The sequence below is a fragment of the Coprococcus sp. AF19-8AC genome, assembly GCF_003603115.1.
In the GTDB taxonomy this organism is placed as follows: domain Bacteria; phylum Bacillota; class Clostridia; order Lachnospirales; family Lachnospiraceae; genus Coprococcus; species Coprococcus aceti.
In genome coordinates this window covers 379,035-404,719 of sequence record NZ_QTMI01000003.1, presented here as the reverse complement: position 1 = coordinate 404,719, position 25,685 = coordinate 379,035, and the positions used below count along the sequence as shown (strand labels likewise).

Genomic DNA, 25,685 nt, shown 5'->3' with positions numbered 1-25,685 from the left:
CCTATATTGCCTCTTTACGGCATAAACTGTACATTATCTTACATTTGTCCATAGTCGGATGATTCTGATTCATTTCATCCACGCTTCATTATACTACATATTGATTGTTTTGTTGTGTATAGTTTGTGAATTAAAATTAATACACGATGCGGCAGTCTTCATATATCCATATGTAAGGCTGCCGCTTCTATGCAATCTATATTCCAGATAACTGTCCACCGGACATTTTAATAATCCAGTGACTCCATGTACTTCATGTACTTTACAACCATAAGAGCGATCTTAAATGTGATGGCATCCTCGAATACTCTCAGATCAAGGCCTGTGCTCTTCTGCAACTTATCAAGTCTGTATACCAGAGTATTTCTGTGGATGTACAACTGTCTTGATGTCTCTGATACGTTCAGGCTGTTCTCAAAGAACTTGTTGATAGTTGACAAAGTCTCCTCGTCAAATTCATCAGGGCTCTTGCCGTCAAATATCTCTCTGATGAACATCTTGCACAGAGGAAGTGGAAGCTGGTAAATAAGTCGTCCTATTCCAAGATTGCTGTATGCTATGATATCTGTGTTCTCATAGAATATCTTTCCAACATCCAGAGCCATCTTAGCCTCTTTGTATGAACGTGAAACTTCCTTTATCTCATTGACAATTGTTCCGAATGATACATGTACAGATGACATCGCCTCGGTATTGAGCATGTCAACGATGACCTTGGCAATCTTGTTCATGTCGTCATATGTCTCGTTGGACTTGACTTCCTTGACAAGAATGATGTTCTTCTCGTCCACAGCAGTGATGAAATCCTTTGTCTTGGCTGAGAAGATATTACGTACTGTCTCAAGTGCATTGGTATCCTTCTCATTCTTTGTCTCTATGATAAATACGATTCTTCTCACATCAGTATCTATGTGGAGCTTCTTTGCTCTGTTGTAGATATCAACCAGAAGGAGATTGTCTAAGAGAAGGTTCTTGATAAAGTTGTCCTTGTCAAATCTCTCCTTGTATGCGACCAAAAGGTTCTGAATCTGAAATGCTGCAATCTTGCCGACCATATATGTATCATCGGTCTCGCCCTTTGCCATGAGAATATGCTCTAACTGGTTATCGTCAAACACCTTGAAGAACTGATAACCTCTTACAACCTGGCTCTCTGCCGGTGAATCAACAAATGCACGAACTGAATCCTCGCAGTCATCTATATCCTTAAGTGTTGACGCAAGCACTTTTCCCTCTGTGTCCAACACGCACAGGTCAGTTCTTGTTATACCTTTTAATCCGTCTATTGTATCCTGAAGAATCTGGTTTGATATCATTCTTTTCACTCCTTATACTCATTATACGTTTTATCCCGTAATCCATTACTCTTATTTTAAAGCAAAATTGTAGAAAAAAAAAGAGAAAATGCAGATTTTTTATATGTATTTTCTGCATTTTCTCAATTTTCCAAGAATTAAACTACTGTTTCCAGTTATCTGGAGTGTAATTGTAAGTTCTATGTGTTATCTAAGACTAGTTAACAAGGATCTCCTCTGTCTCCTTATCGAAGATATGGATCTTGCTTAAGTCAAATGCGAACTGAACTGTGTCGCCAGGTCTAGCTGTTGTACGAGCATTTACTCTTGCTGTGATATCGAACTGGTCGATTGTGAAGTATAAGTAAACCTCGGCACCAAGCATCTCGTAGATGTTGATTCTTGCATCGATTACGCTCTCTGGTGATGACTCGATGAAGAGCTGCTCATCATGAATATCCTCTGGACGGATACCAAGAACAACTTCCTTATCGATAGCATCAAGTGCGATAAGTCTCTCAGCCTTGCTGTCTGGAACCTTGATTGAATGTGAACCGAACATAAGGAGAACGTCAGCACCTGACTTAACAACCTTACAATCGATGAAGTTCATAGGTGGCATACCCATGAATCCGGCAACGAACAGGTTACATGGCTTGTCGTAGAGGTTCTGAGGTGTATCTACCTGCTGGATGATACCATCCTTCATAACTACGATTCTTGTACCAAGTGTCATAGCCTCTGTCTGGTCATGTGTTACGTAGATGATAGTTGTCTGGAGTCTCTGATGAAGCTTTGAGATCTCAACACGCATCTGTACACGAAGCTTAGCATCAAGGTTTGAAAGAGGCTCGTCCATAAGGAATACCTTTGGCTCACGGACAATTGCACGTCCCATAGCAACTCGCTGTCTCTGTCCACCTGATAAAGCCTTTGGCTTTCTGTCAAGAAGATGCTCGATATCAAGAATCTTAGCTGCCTCATGTACAGCCTTGTCGATCTTCTCCTTTGGAACCTTTCTTAACTTAAGTCCAAATGCCATGTTATCATATACTGACATATGTGGGTACAGAGCGTAGTTCTGGAATACCATCGCAATATCTCTGTCTTTTGGCTCTACATCGTTTACGAGCTTGTCGCCGATCCATAACTCACCTGAGCTGATATCCTCAAGTCCTGCTATCATTCTAAGAGTTGTTGACTTTCCACATCCTGATGGTCCAACAAAGATGATGAACTCCTTGTCTTCGATCTCAAGGTTGAAGTCCTTAACTGCGTTGAATCCGTTAGGATATACCTTGTAAATGTTCTTAAGTGATAAACTTGCCATTTGAAATTACCTCCGTAGTGTATATAATCTTGTTTTTGTTCACCCTAAAAACTATTGTTATTCTACATCATTGGCATTTTTCATTCTATGTGATTATTGCTCAAAAAAATTTTTGAACTTTTGTCTAAATTGTATACATGCACAAATTTTGCAACATTTTGACGGTTTTCGAACCGTTTTTCCTTGGTTTAAACTTCCTTTTTTGTGAAACCTTCACCATACCCATTTATGTCAATAGGGTTTTTCGTCACGTTTTCGGTATATTTTATTACTTTTGCCTATTGTTTTTACTCATATATATACTTGACAAACCAGAAAAATGTAGAACAGCCGGCAAAATCTGTAACATTTTGTACTACAGTAAAAAAACTCTGCTGATATCGGTGTTTTCTATTACGATATCAGCAGAGTTTTCTATATATTTTCTACATATTCTTCTATATCTAGTTGTTGGCTGCGTTGTCCACACCTATTACTACGACAATGTCTGCACCTGAAATGTCGACATCTGATGCAACAGATGAGTCAATATCTGATCTGTCTGCCGTTGCTGCACCGCCCAAAAGGCTTACTAGTCCGCTCACATCATATGAATCTGATGTATAGATAACTGTTGTTGACTGATCTCCGTTGTCATATGTTCCTATATCTACTGATGTGTATCCATCCGCTGTGAGTGTTGTCTGCCATGTAGCTGCCACACCTGACACGCCTGATGCGTTGAGCACTACTACATTTGCACTCTTGGCATTTCCCGCTCCTGCATCCTCTGTTGAAGCATCCTGTGAGCTGTCATCCGCTGATGTGTCTGAACTGTCTGCAGCATCGCCTGAACCTCCAAATGTAGGATCTGACGGATCTGACTCCTCAGTCACGATGCTTGTCTTATTGCCCGTGTCCGATGCGTCTGATTTCTTGCTCTTGCTGACGGTTCGTGCAAGCAGTACGAGCATGACAACTATAGCCACTGCAAGTATGATAACCGCTGCTCTGAGCATTGTATCTAAGAATAATTTCATTACTTTCTTACCCATTATATAGCCTCCATCTCAATATAAATGTATATTCTCATTTGTTAACAAAAACAACTAGAGTATACCAAAGTGCTTTTTTATTTTCAACATTTAATTCGCATGATATACTAGAATTAAATTTTTGTTCACAAATAGCGGAGGTACAGATTTGAAAACAGCGATAATAATTGGCGCCTCGACAGGCATCGGAAGGGCGACAGCACTGGCGCTTTCAGACAAATATAACAGCATATCTATCACTTCATTCAAACACAAAGAAGAGCTTCTCTCTCTGAGAGACGAACTTATGGCAAAAGGCTGCATCTGTTACTGTGAGACCGGAGACGCCGGGGATATGGAATTTATGGAGAAGTTTATACAAAATACCATAGATCATCTCGGCAGCGACATCGATCTCCTCATCAACAATGCCGGCATATCTTATGTGGGGCTTATAAACGATATGACAGCCCAGGATTTTGACAGAACCATGAAGTCAAATGTATACTCGGTTTTCAATAGCTGCCGACTCGTGGTTCCTCACATGATCCAGCTCCACAAAGGACACATAATCAATATCTCATCCGTGTGGGGAAATGTCGGTGCGTCGTGTGAGGCCGCATATTCAGCCTCCAAAGGTGCTGTAAATTCCTTCTCAAAGGCTCTTGGAAAAGAGCTTGCTCCAAGCGGTATAACCGTCAACGCCATAGCATTTGGCGCAATTGACACCTCCATGAACGGTCATCTGTCACCGGAGGAACGCCAGATGCTGGAGGATGAAATACCTGCAGGAAGAATGGCCACACCTTATGAAGCGGCAGATTTCATTGTGCACATTGCCGAGTGTGGAGAATACCTGAATGGTCAGGTGATCACATTTGATGGCGCATGGCAATAGGTACTTTTCATCAAATTTTACAACAGCATAGGCGATTTTGTCCAAATTTCTATTGCTTAATTGTATATATTGCATTAGAATATATTATATGTTATAGAATCGGGGTTATAAAATGGGATTTGGATTTGGGAAAAAGAAGAAAAATATTTCATCGGACACATCTCCCGCCGCAGCAGATATCAAGACTACTCTTGACGAGGACGGCAATGTGGAGATTGTTTCCAAAAACTTCAAGATGAAGCCGACACAAAAGCTGGAGGAGCAACCATCCAGTGAAGGGGACACTTGGATCTGCTGGGGATGCGGACAGCCTACGGATCAGGATATCTGTCCTGTCTGCGGTAAGAAACGCACAAAGTAACAACACACACACAAGGGGCTGTGAAAAAACTCGATTGAGTTTTTTCGCAGCCCTTTTTTACTTTATTGCAATGCGGTCACTGCGCATCGCTTACATTTATTTTCTCTACACTCTGCTAAAATGTGATTCCAAGAGCATTTATTATGAGTCCCCACGCAAGTCCTGCAGCATACAGCACCACTGCTATCCTTATATTCTCCGCAGGTCTATGCCTGTTCATCCTAAAGAGCACCACAAGGCCTACTCCTGCACTCACCAGAAGTCCTGACATCATAGCACCCGCGCTGAGTATTCCCTGAAGATACAGCTCGGTTATTATGACTGATGCCGCACAGTTAGGAATAAGGCCCACCAACGCTGCTGCCGCCTCTCCAAGCACAGGCACATCATTGAATATACGGGCTATGGATTCCTCTCCTATAGCCTCTATGATCACATTTATCACAAGTGAGAATATAAATATAAATATCGCAATCTTTGCAGTGTGCACCAGAGCAGATCTGAATATTCCCCCCTCGCAGTCGCAGTGTTCCTGTTCGCACACCTCATGGATATTCTTCTCTCCCAAATGTCCGTGGTCGTGACTGTGCTCATGGACATAGTCATGCACATGTCCCTTTCCTTTCTTCTCAGCAGCATCCTTATACACTATATTCTGTGTGTGCAGAGAGCTTTCTGCCGCTTTTGCAGAGTCACTGTGCGCATGTCCGCTATGGTGTTCGTGCTCATCATGTCCACCATGTCTGTGAACCGGATCTATCTTCTTTACCTGGACCGGCTTTCTCATTCTGTCCAGCACAAATCCTACCATATAGCCTGTTATTACGGCTATGACCGCCTTTGTCGCAAGGATCTTCACTATTGTCCCCACGCTTATCGCGTCATTTGACAGCATGATCGGCAGCATCTCGTCCGAGGTTGACATGAACACGGCTATGAGCACGCCCGCCCCTATCACGCCTCCGCTGTACAGGTTGGATGCCATAAGTGAAAATCCGCACTGTGGCACTATTCCCAGCACTCCGCCAATCAATGGCCCAAGCTTCTCTGCCTTTCCAAGCACATGTGCCTGTCGGCCTGCAGTTTTTCTCTCAAGCCACTCCATGACCACATAGGTGATGAGCAGAAACGGGATGAGCTTCACCGTATCAAACAGTGCATCCTTAAATGAATCTATAAGCAATTCCTTCATATTATAAAACACTCCTTCTCAGATCAGCACTCGTAGATATTGTACCCACAATTGTCCTGACTGAATCCAAAATACTCCTCGTTGGTCATATCCATGAAATAGCTGCATATCACCCTGCATATTCCGTTATGGCAGACAAACAACACCGACGAATCCGGATATGTCTCGCGGGTTTCAATTATCAGATCGTACGTTCTCCTGGCGATATCCATCATGGATTCTCCTCCGGGATATCTGTATGCGAACATCCTTTTGTTGTTCAGGAAATCCCTGTCGTCCCTCTGAACACCCTCATACACACCGTAATCCTGTTCTATAAGCCTCTCATCCGTGATGACAGGCAAATGCTTTCTCTCCGCCACCGCCCCGGCCGTCTCCTGTGCCCTGGAGAGCGGCGATGCTATTATCACGTCAATAGAGCAGCTATCCAATCTCTCTGCAAGGAGCTGTGCCTGCTGAAGTCCTTTATCTGTAAGATGGGAATCTGTCCTGCCACAGACCTTATTAAGTCTGTTCCATTCCGTCTCTCCGTGTCTTGCAACATATAACTTCATATGGGTTCTCCTTCCAGTCATATTGGGTATCTGCTCTTTTTACCAACTGTGTATTAACTACAAAAATCTCATGTCTTTATAATATTAAGCATTTTTGCAAATTAATCAACTGTTTTCGGCTATTAAAGCGTCTGGAATTATCTTCTATATGCTTATACTTTCTGTATTTTTAATCGTTTCTGTTGTCTGGGAGCCGCTATCCTGTCCTCCATTCTGTCCATTATCTGAGTTCTGTCCATCCCCAGCATCTGAACCGCCGCCTGTGCTATCTAGTTTCTGCATACCATCGTTATCCGAATCGTCACCTGTGCTGTCCGGTCTCTGCATTCCGCCATTATCTAAATTGCCGCCCGGTCTCTGCATTCCGCCTGAGCCCTCGCTGTATGTAATATCATCCAGTGTAAATGTACTGCTCTGGTCTCCAACAGTCAGAGTGTAGGTCTCACCCTGTTTCATATCTGATGTACTGATGACAACCGAGTTAAATTTCTTATCCACCTTATAGCTGAGCACCTCCTTGCCATCTGAATCGGTGAGTGTGGTCGTCTCGCCGGAGTCAACCCACTCATCAAAGTTAACAATAGCCGAGCACTGTGTGGACTCATCTCCAAATCCCTGAGCCATACCGGAACCACCCACAGCTACGATCTCGCCGCCTGTTATCGCCGCACAGATTCCGTAGTCCATCGCACCATTGCCATTATCCGAAGGGCCGAGTACATATACGCTGCCTCCTGTGATTCCAATGTAGCCATTGGAATCTATTCCATCACCGTTGGCATTTATATTTATCGTTCCTCCTGTTATAAGAATATATGCATCACTGTCGGCATCCATGTCCACCCCGCCCATGCCTGGGCCGCCTCCAAAACCATCATGGTTGTCTCCCGAACCTGCGCCGTCTCCAGCTGCATTAAAGCCGTCATCACTGGATATCACATCTATATTACCGCCAGCCACAAGGATCTTATACCCCTCTACCCCCTCATAACTCTTAGATACATCTATATCTCCACCGGTTATTATCAGAAGTCCCTCCGCATGGATCGCGTCATCCCCAACCGATATGTTGATGTCTCCGCCTTCTATATATATATATCCATCCTGCTGGTCGTCATTTCCCGCATGTATACCATCCTCATCACAACTCAGGTTAAATGTTCCGTCCGCAATTCTCACGCTATCCTTGCCGTTTAGGCAGTGATCCTGACTGTCTATGGTATAAGTGCCACCTGTAACCACCAGGTCATCCTTGGACACGATTCCATGTCCCGTAGTGTCTTTGACCGTCAGGCTTCCGGTGCCGCCCAGTGTAAGGTCGCATTTGGCAAATATCACGGCATCCACATTGTTGTCATCCGTCTGAACGTAGTCCCCGGACACCGTAAGACTGTTCCCTGCCCCTTCCGCCAACGTAGCAAATACCTTGTCAGCGTTCTTTGCATATATAGCCGCATAGTCCGCAGCCGTGATCGATACTCCGTCAAGTACAAGTTGAACCTTATCATCATCGCCCGCATCCACCACGATGGTGCCGTCTGTGAATGTCCCTGACAGAACGTATACACCGGCCGCTTTGATAGTCACCACTCCATCCTCGATTTGAACATTTAAACTATTACATGCGGCTGTCTTTCCCGATAATGTTATCTTTACAGTCTCGCTCTCATCATAGGTTCCCGCCAGATCCCGCTTCGTGAACATATCTGTTATATCTATAGCCGCATCGCTCATGGCTTCATCTATAGCCGCCTGCATTTCCTCCACAGTCATCTCTGTCTTTACACTGGTATTCTCTGCATCCGCACTGCCATTTGGGCTTACTTTATCAGCGTCAGTCTCTGTGCTCACATCACTTGTCACCTCAGTATCTGAAGTCGAGCTTGTGCTCTGGCTGGTTGAACATCCGGCAAGCATTGCCATGCACATGGCCGCTGTCAACCCTATAGCCAGACATTTGCGGATTCCCGCTATATGTCTCATATATTTATTCTTCCTCATACGATCATCTCCTTACTAAGTATCTGCCTTATCAACTGACTTCTACAATGTCATGTCCCCCGAATCCACCTGTGCCAGCACGATCTCAAGGTTGCCATTTCTCACTCTGAGCTTATCTATCATATCCTTCTGATTTGTGTCATTCTTAAGCTTCACCACATATGTAAGCTTGAACAGACTTCCCATGTTGGTCGTCTTCACATTTGTCAGTCTGTAACTGTCTGTACAGTCGGCAAGTATCTCATCAAATGCCTCTGTATAGTCGAGATTTTCAGGCACGGTGATCTTCAGGGCTCTCTCTTCATCCCTTCCGCCGCCAAATCCAGTAAGGCTGCAAATGAACATCGCTCCGCCTAGTATGGTGGCAAATAATACTGCATATCCTATAAATCCCATTCCGGTCACAAGTCCAGCTCCCATCGCAAGGAATATGGCGCATATCTCCTTTGCCGAACCTGGAACCGATCTGAACCTTACAAAGCTGAATGCACCTGCCACAGCAACACCCGCGCCAACATTGCCATTTACCATCATGATCACCACGCACACAACCGCAGGTATAAGTGCCAATGTCACCAGAAAACTCTGGGTGTATTTACTTCTGAATGCGTAAACCAACGCAAGGAATACTCCTATTATAAGGGATACCGCTATGCAGATCAGAAACTCCTGCACTGATATCGTTGTCGCCGTTCCAAATATACTGTCAAATAATCCTGTCATCTTCTATCTCCTCCTGTCTATGTTTGCCACTTTATCATTTACATAATTCGTCTTTTTTAGTTTCTGGCTTTAAATGTATATGATCCACTTATGTCAGCCTACCATCTGTTTATACGCCTCTCCATACTTTGAAAATGATATCTTGTATGCTCCATACTTTGTGAGCAGATGTGACAGCCACAGCGGGAATCCGCCTGCCATCTTAATCTCCATGAGCACCTTATATTCTGGTATGACCTTGTGCCCATATGGTTCTTTCTGAAGTGTCAGATCGTCATTCTGCCACAGTATATTGTAATCAAACGTGATCCTGAGCTCCGGATCATCTATTCCTTTGTAGGAATCTCTCTCATACGAGAGAACCACCGCAGGCTCCAGATCCTTGTACACCTGCATGAAGTAATCTATCTCCCTTCCTATCTGACAATCCTCGTGCAGCGGCTGACCGCCCACCAGATAATCCATGGCCTCCTGTTCAGACACCTCCAGCCTCCTTTTGTACACAACAGATTTGTATTTCTTCTTGAGCTCGATAAAAACCTCTGAATCGTCATCCGGGACTCCATAGCTTCTGAGCCTGAGCTTCTCTTTGTAAACCGGCTTTTCTATGGAGTCTCTGATGAGCCTGTGGGAAGGAGTGTCAAAATATATGTTAATGATCTGGCTATGCGCAAACCTGTCCGGCTGCATATACCTTATCATTTCGCTCTTTATCTGCTTGTACTGGTATCGAGTCAGCATGTATTTAAGTTCATATCTTTTAAACGTGTTGTCTGCCATAAGCATCATCCTTTCTTGTCTTATCTCCTCTTGATGAGGCTATAATAACCTGCCAAACTTAAACGAAGTTTAAATATATAAAAGTATCCTGCGCTTACTTTTGGGGTATGTTCTCTATGTTGTATCTCCAATCGGTAGTGCCGGCGACCGAGCTTTGACGCTTCTGTGCCGCCGCAGAGAGCCATGCGTCCTTATCGTGCTTGGCGCGGCGTGCATGATAGAAGCTAAGTCAAAGTGAGGGTAGACAAATATGATTGGATATACAACATAGAGATCACCCCAAAAGTAAGCGCAGGATACTGCTACAACGCAAAAACGCCCATCTGCGGATCACTCCACAGATGGACGTCTATAGTCTTATATTATAATCTTATGTCTAGTTGATTTGAAGATATGGCTCTCGCCTATTACCTAGGATTAGCAAACGCCCTGAGCAAGCATAGCGTCAACAACCTTCTCGAAACCAGCGATGTTAGCACCTGCAACATAGTCTGCATTTCCGCCAACTGTCATGTCGTATCTCTTTGCTGCATCTGAGATGTTCGCATAGATTGTCTCCATGATTCCCTTGAGCTTGCCGTCAACTTCCTCGAATGTCCATGAAAGTCTCTCACTGTTCTGGCTCATCTCAAGAGCTGATGTAGCAACACCACCTGCATTTGCAGCCTTACCACCAACGAAGAGAACACCGTTCTCCTGAAGATACTTAGTAGCCTCAAGAGTTGTAGGCATGTTAGCACCCTCTGTTACTGAGATAACGCCGTTTGCAACAAGCATCTTAGCGTCGTCAAGGTTAAGCTCGTTCTGTGTAGCACATGGGAGAGCAAGATCACACTTGATCGACCATACGCCGTGATCATTTGCATCCTTCTTTACATGGTACTCAGCTGATGGTCTGGCAGCAGCATAAGCATCAAGACGTGCTCTCTTAACTTCCTTAACTTCCTTAAGAAGTGCAACATCAATTCCTTCTGGATCGTAGATCCAGCCTGTAGAATCTGAACATGTTACACACTTAGCACCTAACTGCTGAGCCTTCTCGATTGCGTAGATTGCAACGTTACCAGCACCAGATACAGCACATACCTTGCCAGCGATGTCAATGTTGTGATCCTTTAATAATGCGTTTGTGAGGTAAAGTAATCCGTAACCTGTAGCCTGTGTACGGGCAAGTGATCCGCCATATGTAAGTCCCTTACCTGTGAGAACTCCCTCGAATGATCCGCGGATTCTCTTGTACTGACCGAACATGAAACCGATCTCTCTGGCGCCTGTTCCGATATCACCAGCTGGAACATCAACGTCAGCGCCGATATATTTGCTAAGCTCTGTCATAAAGCTCTGGCAGAATGCCATGATCTCTCTGTCTGACTTGCCCTTAGGGTCGAAGTCTGAGCCACCCTTACCACCACCGATAGGAAGTGTTGTAAGTGAGTTCTTGAAGATCTGCTCGAAACCAAGGAACTTAATGATACCAAGGTTTACTGATGGATGAAGTCTGAGACCTCCCTTGTATGGTCCAATGGCATTGTTAAACTGTACACGGAAACCTCTGTTTACCTGTACCTGTCCGTTGTCATCTACCCATGGTACTCTGAACATGATCTGTCTGTCTGGCTCTGTGATTCTCTCAAGGATAGCGTTCTTTCTGTAAAGCTCCTCATTTGCCTCGATGCAAGGTCTGAGTGAATCAAGAACCTCTGTTACTGCCTGTAAGAACTCAGGCTGATCTGCATTCTTCTTCTGTACTATCTCGAGTACTTCATCAACGTATGACATAGTGAAAATCCTCCTAAAAATTTTTTCTAAACATCTTCCGCAACAGCGGATATATACATTTTAAATGTGATCTCTTATTCTTTCCTGACCACGTTCCCTATTATAGTATAGTAAGTTAAGAATGTAAAGCAAAAACTTGCGAAATCTAAGTGTTTTTTTGTTTTTACTTTATTTTATCCTGTTTTTACGAATTACACATACTGTTTGTAAACATTCAGTACCCTGTGCGTTCGGATTTTGTATGCAGTTTTCTGTCTTTTGCAAAATATTTCAGATGCCCCTGCAGCAAATGATCAGTAATGCGATACAGAAATCACACACATCTTTCAACATAAAAATATAGCAGGACAAATCTTATTATTGTCCCGCCATATTCTGTCACACTTCTCATATTTTTGACTATTCTACTTCTTCTCCTCATCGTGGTGAAGATCATTCTTCCAGTATCTGCATCTGTGCTTTACATTTGTGGAGAATACGATCTGAGTCTTTGTCTTGCCAAATCTCTGAAGCTCTCCGACAAAATGATCGAGATCCGCTGTTGTCTTGAAACGTACCTCGATGAGCATTGAGTAATCTCCTGTAACGCAGTTGCACTCCACAACGTTTAACACACTGTCTATATAAGGATAGAACTCAGCTTTCTGCTCCGGTGAAACCTCCAGATTGATAAATGCCTTGATATAGTGACCCATGGCCTCCGGGTTGAGCTTGGTCGTAAATCCCTCAAGCACGCCCTCGGCAAGCATCCTGTCTATTCTTGTTCCAACTGCTGTAGGTGACATGGACACCTCAGCGCCTATATCCTTAAGTGATACACGTGCATTGTCCTGAAGCATGGCAAGTATCTTCTCATCCACCTCATCCAGTCTGTAGTATATCAGTTCTTTCTTTTCCATAAGATATGTTCTCCTTCTCACTTTCTAAGGCAATTACAATATTATCCTACATAACAGCAATTGTCCTTTTTCCTATTCAAGCACCTTATCTCGTGGTGCAACTTGTGTTTCACAATCATATTAGCATATTTACTTAAGATTATAAATGTGTAGTGTCATTATATACCCTGCTCTGCGCAAATTACAACCTGATTTTTATGTATATTTGTCGTCCTATACCGCCAGCTTTTTACTCCTTATCATTTGATGATCGTACGATACAGTTATCCTCAAGCCAGTGCGCCACCCCATCCTCATCATTTGATGATATAACCGATGTGGCATACCTTTTTAGCTGTTCATCAGCATTTTGCACTGCGTAGCTTTCGTCAGCAAGTTCAAACATATCTATATCATTCCTGCCATCTCCAAAGGCAACCACCCTGTCGCATTCCAGAAGTTCCTGCAACTGTTTTATTGCATTTGCCTTAGATGCTGCAAACGGCATGATCTCCAGCCATTGTTCATCTGTATAAATGTCTTTCTGATATACACAGTGAAATGTTTCTTTATATTTATTGTACATTGGCTTTAATTTTTCCGGACTGTCAATGCAGGTTATGTAGAAAATATCTCCCACTTTCAAGTTCTCCGCAGACTTTACGACATTTGTCCTGATATCCCCCTGCCTGCTGAGCAGGAACTTCTTCATACCATCTGTGCACAGCTCCGGGACATATGAAAACTTCTCCTTGCCATCTATCCGCGCATACACTATCGGAAATATCTGATTACCGAATAGATCGTCAAGCACTGATCCTACCGATTCATCAAAGTAATTCGCAGCAAGGACTTCACCGGTAAGATTGTCCACTATAAACGCACCATTGTACACGATCAACGGAATTTCTGCCCGCAGTCCTTTTGTCACCTTCTTCGCTGTAACAAGTGAACGCGCCGTGGCATAAGAGAATATCATTCCTCTATCTGTCAGATTATTGATTACACTGTTTGTATACTCGGATGTGGTCTCATCGCTGCGAAGAAGCGTACCGTCCAGATCTGATACATATAAAGTTTTCATGTTGTCACCCACCTATCACAATTTTTCTGCAATACATACTATATTTCTACAACTCACACATTTTCATACAACGTGCATTATTTCTTATAATGCTTTCGTTTTCCCACAATTCACTCGATTTCCTACTACCCACTAGATTTTCAATTTTCTACTACATACTAGTTTCCATAACACTCTATCTTCTGTACAGGATTTCCACATCGCCGTCCACAAATCCAGCGGCAACAGCCTCGTACTTCTTAAGTTTCTCAGCATATTTTCCTTCTGTGAGATACTTTCTGATCATCTCACAGGAAATATCAAGTATCTTCTCCCAACCGGTATCATGCTGCCACTCATACAGATCTTCCCCTGTGGAGAACTCTTCGTAGCAGTTCCAGTCCTCATCCTCCTCGTCAAAATAAGTTGAACTTATCAACTGGATCGACCAATGCAAGTCCACCTCTTCATATATATTGAAGTTGATCGCCACCCCCGGCAGCGGCATATTCTCATCTAAAATTCTGTCTAACCATTTTGCAAATTCATCATACATAACTAATCCCCCGTATATAAAACAAAGGCTGATGTAAAGTATTCCCTATACACATCAGCCCTGTTTTTATGACTCTATATAATTATTACTTGTTGTTCTTGATGTACTCATCAATTCCCTTGGCACCAGCTCTACCAGCTTCCATTGCAAGGATAACTGTTGCAGCACCTGTTACGGCATCGCCACCGGCATATACGCCTTCCTTGGTTGTCTGTCCGTTTGCCTCTTCTGCAACGATACACTTCCACTTGTTTGTCTCAAGTCCCTCTGTTGTAGATGAGATAAGTGGGTTTGGTGAAGTTCCAAGTGACATTATTACTGTGTCAACGTCCATTGTGAACTCTGAATCTGGAATCACAACAGGTCTTCTTCTGCCTGATGCGTCTGGCTCACCGAGCTCCATCTTCACACACTTCATACCGCATACCCAGCCGTTCTCATCCTCAAGGATCTCTGTTGGGTTTGTGAGTAGATCAAATATGATTCCCTCTTCCTTAGCGTGATGAACCTCCTCAACTCTGGCTGGGAGCTCCTCCTCTGAACGTCTGTATACGATATGTGTCTCAGCGCCAAGTCTGAGTGCTGTTCTTGCTGCATCCATAGCAACATTTCCACCACCGACAACGGCAACCTTCTTACCTCTCATGATAGGTGTATTTGAATTCTCGTCAAATGCCTTCATGAGGTTGCTTCTTGTGAGGTACTCATTTGCTGAGAATACGCCGTTGGCATTCTCGCCTGGGATACCCATGAACTTAGGAAGTCCTGCACCTGATCCGATGAACACTGCGTCAAATCCCTCATCCTCAAGGAGTGAGTCGATGGTGACTGACTTTCCTACTACTACATTTGTCTCTATCTTAACACCAAGTGACTTGATGTTCTCGATCTCCTTGGCAACTACCTTCTCCTTTGGAAGACGGAACTCTGGAATTCCGTATACGAGAACTCCGCCCGGCTGGTGAAGTGCCTCGAATATAGTTACATCGTAACCCATCTTTGCAAGATCTCCGGCTGCTGTCACACCTGAAGGGCCTGATCCGATGACTGCCACCTTGTGACCATTCATCTCCTTTGCAGGCTCTGGCTTGATTCCGTTCTCACGGGCCCAGTCAGCAACAAATCTCTCAAGCTTACCGATGGATATCGCCTCGCCCTTGATTCCTCTGATACACTTCTGCTCACACTGTGTCTCCTGTGGACATACACGGCCACATACAGCAGGAAGTGCTGATGACTCGCTGATGATCTTGAATGCCTCAGCGAAGTTACCTTCCTTGACCCGAGCTATAAATCCAGGGATATTAATAGATACAGGACAGCCATTCATACATGGGGCGTTCTTACATCCTATACATCTTGAAGCCTCAGCCATAGCCTCCTCTTCATTATATCCGTAACAAACCTCTTCAAAATTCTTTGCACGTACCTGTGGCTCCTGCTCGCGAACCGGCACTCTCTTCCAAACATCTACTTCTATAGCCATTACTTGTCACCTCCACAGTTTCCACATCCGCCATGATGTGTATCGCCCTCTTTTGCTGCAAGGAATGCTCTGCCCTCTACAGTCTTGTAGAGCTGCTGACGCTGCATAGCCTCCTCAAAGTTCACCTTGTGACCGTCGAACTCTGGTCCATCTACACACGCAAACTTAACCTCTCCTCCTACTGTCACACGGCAGGCACCACACATACCTGTTCCGTCTACCATGATAGGGTTAAGGCTGACAACTGTAGGAATCTCAAGCTCCTTTGTGAGCTTACATACAAACTTCATCATGATCATAGGTCCGATGGCAACACACACATCATACTTGTTGCCAGCATCTACAAGCTTCTGGATCTCATTTGTAACGACACCCTTGCTTCCATATGAACCGTCATCTGTTGTGATATACAGGTTGCCGGCTACCTTCTTCATCTTATCCTCAAGAATGATGAGTGACTTGTTTCTTCCTCCGACGATGACATCAGCTTCGATGCCCTGCTCGTGGAGCCACTTTACCTGTGGGTATACAGGCGCTGTTCCAACACCGCCTGCAACGAAGAGAATCTTCTTTTTCTTGAGTTCTTCTATATCCTCCTTGCAGAACTCCGATGGACATCCAAGTGGTCCAACGAAATCCGCAAATGAATCTCCTGCCTTCTTATTCTTCATCATCTCTGTAGCAGCTCCAACTACCTGGAATACTATAGTGATGGTTCCGTCCTCTCTTGAGTAATCGCAGATAGTGAGCGGGATTCTCTCTCCATCCTCTGAACCTCTGACAATTACAAACTGTCCCGGAAGACATTTATTTGCAACTCGTGGTGCAACCACGTCCATGAGGTATATGGTCTCTGTCAACTGTTCAACCTTAGTAATCTTATACACTCTGTGCTCCGTCCTTTCCGACAGCCAAATTCTGACTGTTATGATCATTTTATTCTGTAAATGGGTGCAAACGCCCCTATTTATACACGTACGTACTTAATTTAGCAAAAAATATCAACAAAATCAAGGTATATGTAAAAATATCACTGTTCTAAAAATGATCCTCAGGTACAAAAAATCCTGCCAAAAGAGAAATTTTTCTCTCTGGCAGGGACTATTATATCTTACTTTATATTACTGTCTCTTCCTCTTCGCCTTGGCCTTGAGTGCTTCCTCTTTCCTTCTCTCGTTCTCCTGAATTATAAGCTTCTTCATTCCCTCCAGCTTTTTCTGGTTCAGCCTTATCTGCTCAAGCTCACTCTCAGCCATCTGCTGTGCCTCTTCACTCTGGAAGCTGACAAACTTGTCAAATGCTCCCGGATAGGCAAATGTCTTTTCTACATTATTATAAGAAAATACAATTCTTATATGGCTTCCATCACATTCCATCACACTGCCTTCACCAAACTTCACATGGTTTACTTTTTCATTCTCAAACATTATTACATCCTCCTATCCATATTATTTCCATCTACAATACTGTTAAAACAAACTCACTAAAATTACGATATGATGCACCTGTCTGTTTCGATCTGCAAGGCTGACTCTGTTCACTATGTGTTCTTCCTGCTACTAATTATACTGTAACAAAAAAATCGGCACTTTTTCCAGTTAAAAATGCCGACTTTTTTATTTTCGTGAAAATAGTCACTGCGAGTCATGGTTTTTGTTCATTATTGATTTCTCAAACACATGAACCATACAAAAATGTACTCATATTTTTACCAAGCCATATTGTGCACTTTTAATCTATCTTGCATTTGCTTTGAGAAGTTCCGCAACCTCCGCCTCTGTTGCAAGTGAGAGTGCCTTTGCTGCCAACTCATCTGCTTCAGCCTTCGACCACTTGGCTATCGTTCCTCTTGTCGCAAGGACTGAAGTGGCACTGACTGAAAACTCTCCCAGTCCAAATGATATGAGGAGAGGTATGAGCAACGGATCTGCTGCCGCCTCACCGCACATGCCTACCATGATGCCCGCTGCATTTGCCGCCTCGATGATATTCTTCATGGAGCGGAGAACTGCAGGATTGTAGGACGAATACAGATACGCAACCTTTGCATTGCCTCTGTCGACCGCCATGGTGTACTGTGTCAGGTCATTTGTGCCTATACTGAAGAAGTCTGCCTCCTTTGCGAGCAGGTCTGCTATAAGACTTGCCGCAGGAGTTTCTATCATTGCACCGACCTGGATATCCTTATTGTATGCTATATTCTCTACATCAAGCTCAGCCATGAGCTCCTTAACAAGAGCCTTCACGCTTCTGATCTCATCAACACATGTGACAAGCGGTACCATGATCTTGATATCGCCAAATGCACTCGCACGGAGAAGTGATTTGAGCTGTACTCTGTATGAATCTTTATTCTGCAGACAATATCTCACTGCTCTGAAACCTAAGAACGGATTGTCCTCTTTCTCAAGTCCAAGGTATGGGATATCCTTGTCACCACCCACATCAAGTGTTCTGATGATGACTTCTCTGCCCTCCATGGTCTCGGCAGCCGCCTTGTACGCCTGGAACTGCTCTTCCTCAGATGGGAGCTCCGATGCGCCCATGAACAGGAACTCTGTTCTGAAAAGGCCAACGCCCTCTCCATCACATGCAGCAACCTGCTTTGCATCCTCCGGATTACCGATATTGCCATACAAATGTACCTTTGCGCCATCAGCTGTGACTGTGTCTTTGCCTCTATATACCTCAAGAAGAGCCTTATCACTTAAGTACTTCTCTCTCTTTGCCCGATATTCTTCTATCTCTTCCTGGGACGGATCAAGTATGCAGATTCCATCGCATCCGTCAACTACTGCTGTCATTCCATCTGAAACCATGTCAACTATTCCATCCACGCTGAGTACCGCCGGTATCTCAAGTGCTCTCGCAAGAATAGCTGAGTGGGATGTCTTGCCGCCAACCGCAGTGATGATTCCTGCCACATTCTCCTTGACGATTCCTGCTGTCATGGATGGGGTGAGATCCTCAGCCACAAGGATAGTTCCAGCTGGAACCTCTGATATGTTCACATCAGGTGTACCTGTGAGTATCTTGAGCATTCTCACCTTGATGTCGCCAATATCAGTTGCTCTCTGTCTTGTGAGCTCATCATCTGCCATCTGGAACATTCCGGCAAACATATCACATGTACTCTCAAATGCAGCCTCTGCACAGGTTCCGCTCATAATCGCGCCCTTTGTGATCTCATCCATCCCCGGATCTGTGAGGAGCAGTATGTGTCCCTCAAGGATCTCCGCATTGTGCTCTCCGACACTCTCCTTCATGGCCTCTGCCATGGCATGTGTCTTCTCTGTAAACGCTGCAACTGCATCGTCATATCTCTTAATCTCTGCATCTGTATCTGTGATTGTTCTTTTCTCATATTCCGGCTTTGCGTCAGATATGATCACAACCTTTCCAACGCCGTAGCCGGCTGAACCCGCGATTCCTTTATTCATAAGAAAACCTCCAATTATTCTCTATACAACAAATGGTACTCAATCTGAGTACCATTTGTCCGTAACATTTACTGAAGTCTGATATCAGATTTCACTTATCATTTCCCTGCTGCGACGTCAGAACATCTACATGTCCTACTCGCCGAATCCTGACTCGATGAGCTCAACTGCCTTTGCAAGAGCCTCCTTCTCGTCTGCACCGTCACACTCTACTGTAACCTCAGCACCACACTTGATGCATGCTGCGATGATGAGCATTACGCTCTTGGCATTGATCTTCTTGCCTGCTACGTCGAGAGTTACTGCGCATGAGAACTTTGTCATCTCCTTTGCAAATACTCCTGCTGGTCTCATATGAAGTCCCTGTTCATTTACTACTTTTACTGTCTGTGCTACCATAATTTCTTCTCCTTCTTTAAAATACGGGCCGCAATTCCAGTTATGCCACTGCAAGTGATTGTTTATATCATTTTCGGGTCGCTCCCGCTTATTTCGGCCTACAGCGTATGCAACAACTGGTGGTTTTCCAGTTGTTGCCGATAATCGTCAATATGTTTTCCATTGACGATTATCTGAGTACCGGCGGCCTCAAATTCCCTTCAAATGATATAAACAATCACTTGCAGAAATCCTCTATCATAAGCGGCCCTTGTTTTGTTTAATAATATATTGTGACTTGTAATTATCTGCTTTATGGTTCTGTTTCTTATCAACCCTCGGATTTAGCAGAATTTTGTAAAAACATTTGATCTGCATTTTTCTGTTATATGGTATCACAGCCAGATGTTCCCCACACCTTTTTCGTTATTCCATATATCCGACAGATTTTCACAAACCCCAATTGTATAAATTATAACATTCTGTCGTTTTTTGTGCATTACTTTTGTGCATTTTTTACTCCTGCACGTTTCTCTTGATAAGACCGAGCATGATACATGTGATCACTGATCCTACAAGCCATGAGATGATGTATGGTAACCAGTTGCCTACTGTTGCGAATACAAAGATTCCGCCGTGAGGTGCCATCAGTGTACATTTGAATGCTGCTGACATTCCACCTGCAACTGCTGCGCCTACGAGCGTACATGGTATTACGTGGAGTGGATCTGCTGCTGCAAATGGTATTGCACCCTCTGTGATGAATCCACATGACATTACAATATTTGATACTGTTGAGTTTCTCTCTGCCTTTGTGAACTTCTTAGGGAAGAAGATACATGCAAGAGCAATTCCAAGTGGAGGTACCATACCACCCACCATAACTGATGCCATTGAGATATAGCATGCCTGAACTGCTGGATCTGAGAGCTGTGCGCCGCCTGCGACAAGCTCTGACGCTGTTGCGAGAACCATTGTTCCGTATACATAAGCTGCCTTGTTTATAGGGCCGCCCATGTCTATCGCCATCATACCGCCGAGGATAATTCCAAGTGGGATGAGAAGATTTTTATTTGCAAGGGCTGTCAGCATATCTGAAAGTCCTGTATTGATCAATCCAATAATTGGATTGAGTATAAATATCATAAGTACTGCAACTATAAACATACCAACAAGTGGATATATAAGTGTTGGCTTAATTCCCTCCAGTGACTTAGGGAATTTGGAGCAGATCTTTCTAAGAAGAAGAACTACATATCCTGCAAGGAAACCTGCTGCGATACCGCCGAGGAAACCTGATACTGTATTTCCGCCGCCCTCTGCTACAAATCCAAACTTTGATATAAATGACTGGAATCCGCCAAGGTTATCTCCTGCCCATACATAACCAGACAAGGCTGCATTTCCGGAAGATGCCAGGATACCACCGAGGAATCCGACTGCAAGTCCAGGTCTGTCCGCTATGGACTCTGCTATAAATCCTGCAAGTACCGGAACCATCACGCCCATCGCCAGGCCACCGGCATACTTGAAGAATGCTGAGAGCGGTGTCATGGAACCGAAGTTGGATCCACCTGTTGCACCGAATCCACAAAGTGTATCTATAAGGAATGCAAGAGCTGTGAGGATACCACCGCCGATTACGAATGGGAGCATGTGTGATACTCCGTTCATAAGATGCTTGTAGATCCTACTTCCCACACTGCCATTTGCACTGCTTGACTCTTTTCTGCCGCCCTCCTCGTGGTGAACAGGAACCTGACCATCCACGATCTTCTGTATGAGTTCCTCAGGCTTGTGTATTCCATCTGCTACTCTTGTGAAAAGAACTGGCTTTCCATCAAATCTTGCTGTTTCAACATTCTTGTCAGCTGCAACTATGATACCATCACAGTTTGCGATCTCTTCATCAGTAAGTATATTTTTTGCTCCGCCTGAACCATTTGTCTCAGCCTTTAAGGCATATCCCATCTTGGCGCCGGCCTTCTCAAGTGCCTCGGCTGCCATATATGTGTGAGCTATTCCTGTAGGACACGCTGTAACGGCAAGCACTCTAAAGCCTTTCTTCTCAGGAGCCTTCTCAACTGCCTTTTCCTCAGGCTTCTCTGCTGTCTCCTCTGGGAACTTTGCGTTCTCATATTTGTCAACGACTGCAAGGAATGCATCCTTGTCTGCTGCCTTCAGAAGCTCTGCTCTGAAGTCCTCATCCATGAGGAGCATAGACAGTCTTGAAAGCACCTCAAGATGTACATCTGATCCGCTCTCCGGTGCTGCGATCATGAAGAACAGGTTTGATGGCTGTCCGTCAAGTGAGTCGTAATCAACTCCATCTGGAACTGTCATAGCTGCAAGTCCAGGTCTCTTGACTGCCTTGTTCTTGGAGTGAGGGATTGCTATTCCTTCTCCTATAGCTGTTGAGCCCTCTTCCTCTCTCTTAAGTATTCCTTCTTTGTATGTTTTCTTGTCTGAGATGTTGCCTGCTGCATCATGCAGGTTTACAAGGTAGTCGATCGCTGCATCCTTTGAATCTACCTTTACACCCAGAGCAATGCTTTCCTTTGATAAAAGCTCTGTAATTCTCATAAGCGTAACCTCCTCTTAAATAATCAGCCGCATCCACATATGCTACTGTGCGATATCTGAATCTCCTAAGTATTCCCTCTCATGACGGAACACGTACAATTTACTATAACTGCTTATAGAGTTCTTCTACTTTGTCCGCTGTGGCGAGGCCTTCTGAAAATGCTGTGGCACTTCCGGTTGCTGTTCCTCTCTTCAATGCTTCCATGTAATCGTGATCCTTCAGGTAGCTTGCTGTGAATCCTGCCACCATAGAATCACCTGCCCCTACTGAGTTCACAACTGTTCCCTTTGGAACTCCGATCTTGTGAACCTCTCCTGTCTCTGTGATGAGTATTGCTCCGTCCCCTGCCATGGATATGAGTACATTTCTTGCACCCATGACCTGAAGCTTCTTCGCATACTCAACGATCTCGTCATCGCTCTTTAAGACTACTCCGAACATCTCGCCAAGCTCATGGTTATTAGGCTTGATGAGGAATGGATGGAACTTCAATACATTGAGCAGAAGATCCTTTGTCGCATCCACCACGATATCGATGTTCCTGTTCATAAGCCTCTCCATGATCTGCTCATATATGTCAGCTGGAAGTGATGCTGGTATGGTTCCTGCAAGTACCAGGCAATCTCCGGACTGAAGCTTGTCCAGCTTATCAAACATCTGCTGCAGTTCATCCGCCTCAATATCGGGACCCTGTCCGTTGATCTCGGTCTCCTGCTCCGCCTTGATCTTGACATTTATCCTGCTGAGGCCATTCTTTAGCTGGATAAAATCTGTCTTAACTCCCATGGCCTTGACTCCGTCCTCAATCTCCTTACCGGTAAATCCAGCAACAAAACCGAGAGCTACAGAATCAACTCCTATGTTATTAAGTACGGTGGAGACATTGATACCTTTGCCGCCATAGAATATGGCTTCTGACTTACTCCTGTTCACCATTCCGAGCTCAAGGCTGTCCATCTTGACAACATAATCGAGCGCCGGATTGAATGTCACCGTATAAATCATTATCTGAGTACCTCCTTTACAACTGTGGCGTCTATGTACTTATCATTTACAAGTCTGTCAGTGATAATACAGGCTTTTTCGATTGCCGCAAATGTCACCGCTGTCACCTTGTCGAACTTGCTGCTGTCAGCAAGGACTATGCTCGCATAAGATCTGTTCACCGCTTCCATCTTCACCATAGCCTCTTCCACATCAACCGTTGTGAATCCGTAATCCATATGGATTCCATTCGTTCCAAGAAAGCACTTTGTGAAATTGAACTTTTTCATGGAATTGACTGCCTCGGCTCCGATGATCGCCTCTGTGATCGGCTTAACAAGTCCGCCTATCATGTATGTCCTGAGGTTCTTCTTGAGAAGCCGCTTGGCATGTGCTATTCCATTGGTGACAAATGTAGCATTTGTTTCGCCGATATAGTCGATCATGAGCTCCGTGCTGGTTCCTGCATCTATAAATATGAAATCTTCATCATTGATCATCGTTGCCGCATATTTTGCAATGGCACTTTTCTCTTCGACGTTGAGCTGTGCCTTGGCTGAAACCGGTGCCTCATTGGTGATATATTCATGCTCGATCGCCTTGGCACCACCATGAAATCTCTTGATCTTACCCATATCGTCCAGAGCTATCAAATCTCTTCTTATAGTAGATTCTGACGCTCCCGTGATCTCCGTGAACTCTGCAACTGTCATAGACTTTTTCTCTTTCAGTGCATCTAAAATCGTTGTGTATCTATCCTCGGTCATCATAATAATTGCCTCCTGCCTTTTAAGTATGTCTCCTGTATATGTGTTTTTCGTGTTTTTCGTGTTTGTGTATTTTCTTTTTTCGTGGCTTTTCAGAATGCATATATCTGCATCCGGTGCTTTTAACTTTTCTTTAGGATAACATATTTTTTGACTGTTTTCAATTATTTGTGATTGTTTCAAGGTGGTTTTCACTTGATTTCAGTCACTTTCAATCAATCTATATGCATAATATCATCGCAAATGAAGATTGTCAATCATTATTCTGCATATTTTTGAAGATTTTTGAATTATTTTGATTGTTTTTGACTATTTGCAGGTTTAGTACTCGTTTTGCAGCTTCCAGCACACAAAATAAGACACCGACCAAATCTGATCCGTGCCTTACTCTGCGTTATCAATCTATGATTATTCTGCCACATCCGCAGGATTGACATGCACCATCACATGCTTTACCTTTGGAAAATTCTTCTCTATTCCCTCATGGACCTCTTCCGCTATCTCGTGCGCATGTCTTAATGTATATGAACCGTTTACACCTATCTCCACATCTACATATATTTTGTTGCCAAATATCCTTGTGTGGAGAAGATCAACACTGAGAACTTCTTTCTGGGCGAGCACAAAATCCCTCATCTCTTTCTCTGTCTCATCATCGCAGGAGTGATCCACCATCTTGTCCATGGCATCCTTGAAGATATCGTATGCCGCCTTAGCTATGAATACAAAGATAACAATACTTGCAATGGAATCCATAACCGGGAATCCCATCATCGCACCACCGATACCGACAAGCGCGCCGACCGATGACAGCGCATCTGATCGGTGATGCCATGCATCTGCCATAAGTGCGCTTGAATCTATCTTCTTCGCATAGTGTCTTGTGTACCAGTACATTATCTCCTTTGTGACAATGGATACAACAGCCGCCACCAGTGCCAGCATCCCCGGTTTCTGCAGGCTTTGGTAATTGCCACCGATTATGTCCTTAACCGCCTGCGAGCCGATCTTGATACCGGTATACAACAGCACTATAGACAACACAATCGCTGCCACACACTCAAGCCTCTCATGGCCGTAAGGATGTTCCTTGTCGGATTCCTTCGACGCCAGCTTCACCCCGATTATGACTATTATGGTGCTGAACACGTCTGATGCTGAATGTACCGCATCACTTATCATTGCATTTGAATGTGCAAATATTCCCGCAAATAATTTGAATACTGACAACAGTACGTTCTGTACTATCGTTATAAACGATACTTTATTTGCAACCTTTTTAAACTCATCCTCTGATACGGCAGATGCCGCCATCGTGTTTATTTTGTTTGCGCTTTCCATATAATCAGCCATCCTTTCTTAAATGAACACCAGTCTATTGATAATCACCTTAATCAAAAGACCGATGCTGTGCGATCAATAAATTTCAGAAAGCTCTTATCACTAAATATATGTGGGAGATTTTATAGAATGTCTAAAAGAGTATAAAAAAACACCCACGACTCAGTATTAGTAACTACTGTCCCGTGGATGTAAAGATTCCACTGCCATGATGGCCCGACTCCTTGGCTTTCGCCAATGGTCTGCTCAGTTTGTACTGTAGATTTATATGCAGTGCAAAGA

At 44.1% G+C, this 25,685-nt stretch carries 23 protein-coding genes and 1 riboswitch; of the genes, 2 read left to right on the top strand and 21 right to left on the bottom strand.

The genetic code is table 11. The features are described from left to right. Positions 1 to 227: 227 nt before the first annotated feature. The 3 genes from DWX57_RS09930 to DWX57_RS09920 all read right to left on the bottom strand — a co-directional run bounded on the left by DWX57_RS09930 (position 228) and on the right by DWX57_RS09920 (position 3,659). Positions 228 to 1,316: a PucR family transcriptional regulator gene (locus DWX57_RS09930; protein ID WP_055224350.1), complete on the bottom strand. Its 1,089-nt coding sequence runs from the start codon at positions 1,314 to 1,316 to the stop codon at positions 228 to 230. A 196-nt stretch (positions 1,317 to 1,512) separates the two neighbouring features. Continuing rightward, positions 1,513 to 2,625 (bottom strand): ABC transporter ATP-binding protein, encoded by a 1,113-nt coding sequence (locus tag DWX57_RS09925; RefSeq protein ID WP_004851294.1) that lies wholly within the window; start codon positions 2,623 to 2,625, stop codon positions 1,513 to 1,515. Between the two features lie 443 nt (positions 2,626 to 3,068). Continuing rightward, positions 3,069 to 3,659 (bottom strand): LytR C-terminal domain-containing protein, encoded by a 591-nt coding sequence (locus tag DWX57_RS09920; RefSeq protein ID WP_120123975.1) that lies wholly within the window; start codon positions 3,657 to 3,659, stop codon positions 3,069 to 3,071. A gap of 148 nt (positions 3,660 to 3,807) precedes the next feature. Between DWX57_RS09920 and DWX57_RS09915 the strand changes: the two genes are divergently transcribed. Both DWX57_RS09915 and DWX57_RS09910 read left to right on the top strand, forming a co-directional pair. Then, the gene (locus tag DWX57_RS09915; protein ID WP_120123973.1) at positions 3,808 to 4,536 is read left to right on the top strand and encodes an SDR family NAD(P)-dependent oxidoreductase; all 729 of its coding nucleotides are present in this window, start codon (positions 3,808 to 3,810) and stop codon (positions 4,534 to 4,536) included. A 112-nt stretch (positions 4,537 to 4,648) separates the two neighbouring features. Continuing rightward, positions 4,649 to 4,897, top strand: a complete 249-nt coding sequence (locus DWX57_RS09910; RefSeq protein WP_120123971.1) for a hypothetical protein — start codon at positions 4,649 to 4,651, stop codon at positions 4,895 to 4,897. A 115-nt stretch (positions 4,898 to 5,012) separates the two neighbouring features. Here the strand turns inward: DWX57_RS09910 and DWX57_RS09905 are convergent, their stop codons facing one another. The 18 genes from DWX57_RS09905 to DWX57_RS09820 form a co-directional block, all read right to left on the bottom strand. After that, positions 5,013 to 6,089 carry a putative manganese transporter gene (locus DWX57_RS09905; RefSeq protein WP_119998687.1) on the bottom strand — a complete coding sequence of 359 codons (1,077 nt, stop codon included), beginning with the start codon at positions 6,087 to 6,089 and terminating at the stop codon, positions 5,013 to 5,015. Positions 6,090 to 6,112: 23 nt separating this feature from the next. Continuing rightward, positions 6,113 to 6,643, bottom strand: coding sequence for a histidine phosphatase family protein (locus DWX57_RS09900; RefSeq protein WP_120123969.1), 531 nt, complete (start codon positions 6,641 to 6,643; stop codon positions 6,113 to 6,115). Between the two features lie 144 nt (positions 6,644 to 6,787). Continuing rightward, positions 6,788 to 8,644, bottom strand: coding sequence for a carbohydrate-binding domain-containing protein (locus tag DWX57_RS09895; protein WP_120123967.1), 1,857 nt, complete (start codon positions 8,642 to 8,644; stop codon positions 6,788 to 6,790). Between the two features lie 42 nt (positions 8,645 to 8,686). Then, positions 8,687 to 9,367 carry a DUF4956 domain-containing protein gene (locus DWX57_RS09890; protein WP_120123964.1) on the bottom strand — a complete coding sequence of 227 codons (681 nt, stop codon included), beginning with the start codon at positions 9,365 to 9,367 and terminating at the stop codon, positions 8,687 to 8,689. Between the two features lie 93 nt (positions 9,368 to 9,460). Beyond that, positions 9,461 to 10,147, bottom strand: coding sequence for a polyphosphate polymerase domain-containing protein (locus DWX57_RS09885; protein ID WP_120124061.1), 687 nt, complete (start codon positions 10,145 to 10,147; stop codon positions 9,461 to 9,463). Positions 10,148 to 10,564: 417 nt separating this feature from the next. Continuing rightward, entirely contained in the window at positions 10,565 to 11,926 is a 1,362-nt protein-coding gene (gene gdhA / locus DWX57_RS09880; protein WP_120123962.1) for an NADP-specific glutamate dehydrogenase, read from the bottom strand. 404 nt (positions 11,927 to 12,330) lie between these two features. Beyond that, positions 12,331 to 12,825 carry an Lrp/AsnC family transcriptional regulator gene (locus DWX57_RS09875; protein ID WP_015534003.1) on the bottom strand — a complete coding sequence of 165 codons (495 nt, stop codon included), beginning with the start codon at positions 12,823 to 12,825 and terminating at the stop codon, positions 12,331 to 12,333. Between the two features lie 229 nt (positions 12,826 to 13,054). Beyond that, on the bottom strand, positions 13,055 to 13,888 hold the full coding sequence (locus DWX57_RS09870) for an HAD family hydrolase (protein ID WP_120123960.1): 834 nt from the start codon (positions 13,886 to 13,888) through the stop codon (positions 13,055 to 13,057). Positions 13,889 to 14,063: 175 nt separating this feature from the next. Then, positions 14,064 to 14,423: a hypothetical protein gene (locus DWX57_RS09865; RefSeq protein ID WP_120123958.1), complete on the bottom strand. Its 360-nt coding sequence runs from the start codon at positions 14,421 to 14,423 to the stop codon at positions 14,064 to 14,066. Between the two features lie 85 nt (positions 14,424 to 14,508). Then, positions 14,509 to 15,909: an NADPH-dependent glutamate synthase gene (gene gltA / locus DWX57_RS09860; RefSeq protein ID WP_120123956.1), complete on the bottom strand. Its 1,401-nt coding sequence runs from the start codon at positions 15,907 to 15,909 to the stop codon at positions 14,509 to 14,511. Then, a complete protein-coding gene (locus tag DWX57_RS09855) occupies positions 15,909 to 16,796 on the bottom strand; it encodes a sulfide/dihydroorotate dehydrogenase-like FAD/NAD-binding protein (RefSeq protein ID WP_055273918.1) in 888 nt (295 codons plus the stop codon). The genes gltA and DWX57_RS09855 overlap by 1 nt, the downstream gene beginning before the upstream one ends. Before the next feature lie 234 nt (positions 16,797 to 17,030). Further along, on the bottom strand, positions 17,031 to 17,336 hold the full coding sequence (locus DWX57_RS09850; RefSeq protein ID WP_118017771.1) for a hypothetical protein: 306 nt from the start codon (positions 17,334 to 17,336) through the stop codon (positions 17,031 to 17,033). A gap of 309 nt (positions 17,337 to 17,645) precedes the next feature. After that, a complete protein-coding gene (ptsP, locus tag DWX57_RS09845) occupies positions 17,646 to 19,349 on the bottom strand; it encodes a phosphoenolpyruvate--protein phosphotransferase (protein ID WP_120123953.1) in 1,704 nt (567 codons plus the stop codon). A gap of 135 nt (positions 19,350 to 19,484) precedes the next feature. Beyond that, positions 19,485 to 19,748, bottom strand: a complete 264-nt coding sequence (locus tag DWX57_RS09840; RefSeq protein WP_022216909.1) for an HPr family phosphocarrier protein — start codon at positions 19,746 to 19,748, stop codon at positions 19,485 to 19,487. Positions 19,749 to 20,243: 495 nt separating this feature from the next. Further along, on the bottom strand, positions 20,244 to 22,310 hold the full coding sequence (locus DWX57_RS09835) for a PTS fructose transporter subunit IIABC (RefSeq protein ID WP_120123951.1): 2,067 nt from the start codon (positions 22,308 to 22,310) through the stop codon (positions 20,244 to 20,246). A gap of 103 nt (positions 22,311 to 22,413) precedes the next feature. Further along, positions 22,414 to 23,316, bottom strand: a complete 903-nt coding sequence (pfkB, locus tag DWX57_RS09830) for a 1-phosphofructokinase (protein ID WP_120123949.1) — start codon at positions 23,314 to 23,316, stop codon at positions 22,414 to 22,416. After that, complete coding sequence (locus DWX57_RS09825; protein WP_118017780.1) at positions 23,316 to 24,065, bottom strand: DeoR/GlpR family DNA-binding transcription regulator; 750 nt, start codon at positions 24,063 to 24,065, stop codon at positions 23,316 to 23,318. The genes pfkB and DWX57_RS09825 overlap by 1 nt, the downstream gene beginning before the upstream one ends. Before the next feature lie 405 nt (positions 24,066 to 24,470). Next, positions 24,471 to 25,403, bottom strand: a complete 933-nt coding sequence (locus DWX57_RS09820; RefSeq protein ID WP_118758178.1) for a cation diffusion facilitator family transporter — start codon at positions 25,401 to 25,403, stop codon at positions 24,471 to 24,473. Between the two features lie 176 nt (positions 25,404 to 25,579). Continuing rightward, a riboswitch (NiCo riboswitch) is annotated at positions 25,580 to 25,663 on the bottom strand. Between the last annotated feature and the right edge of the window lie 22 nt (positions 25,664 to 25,685).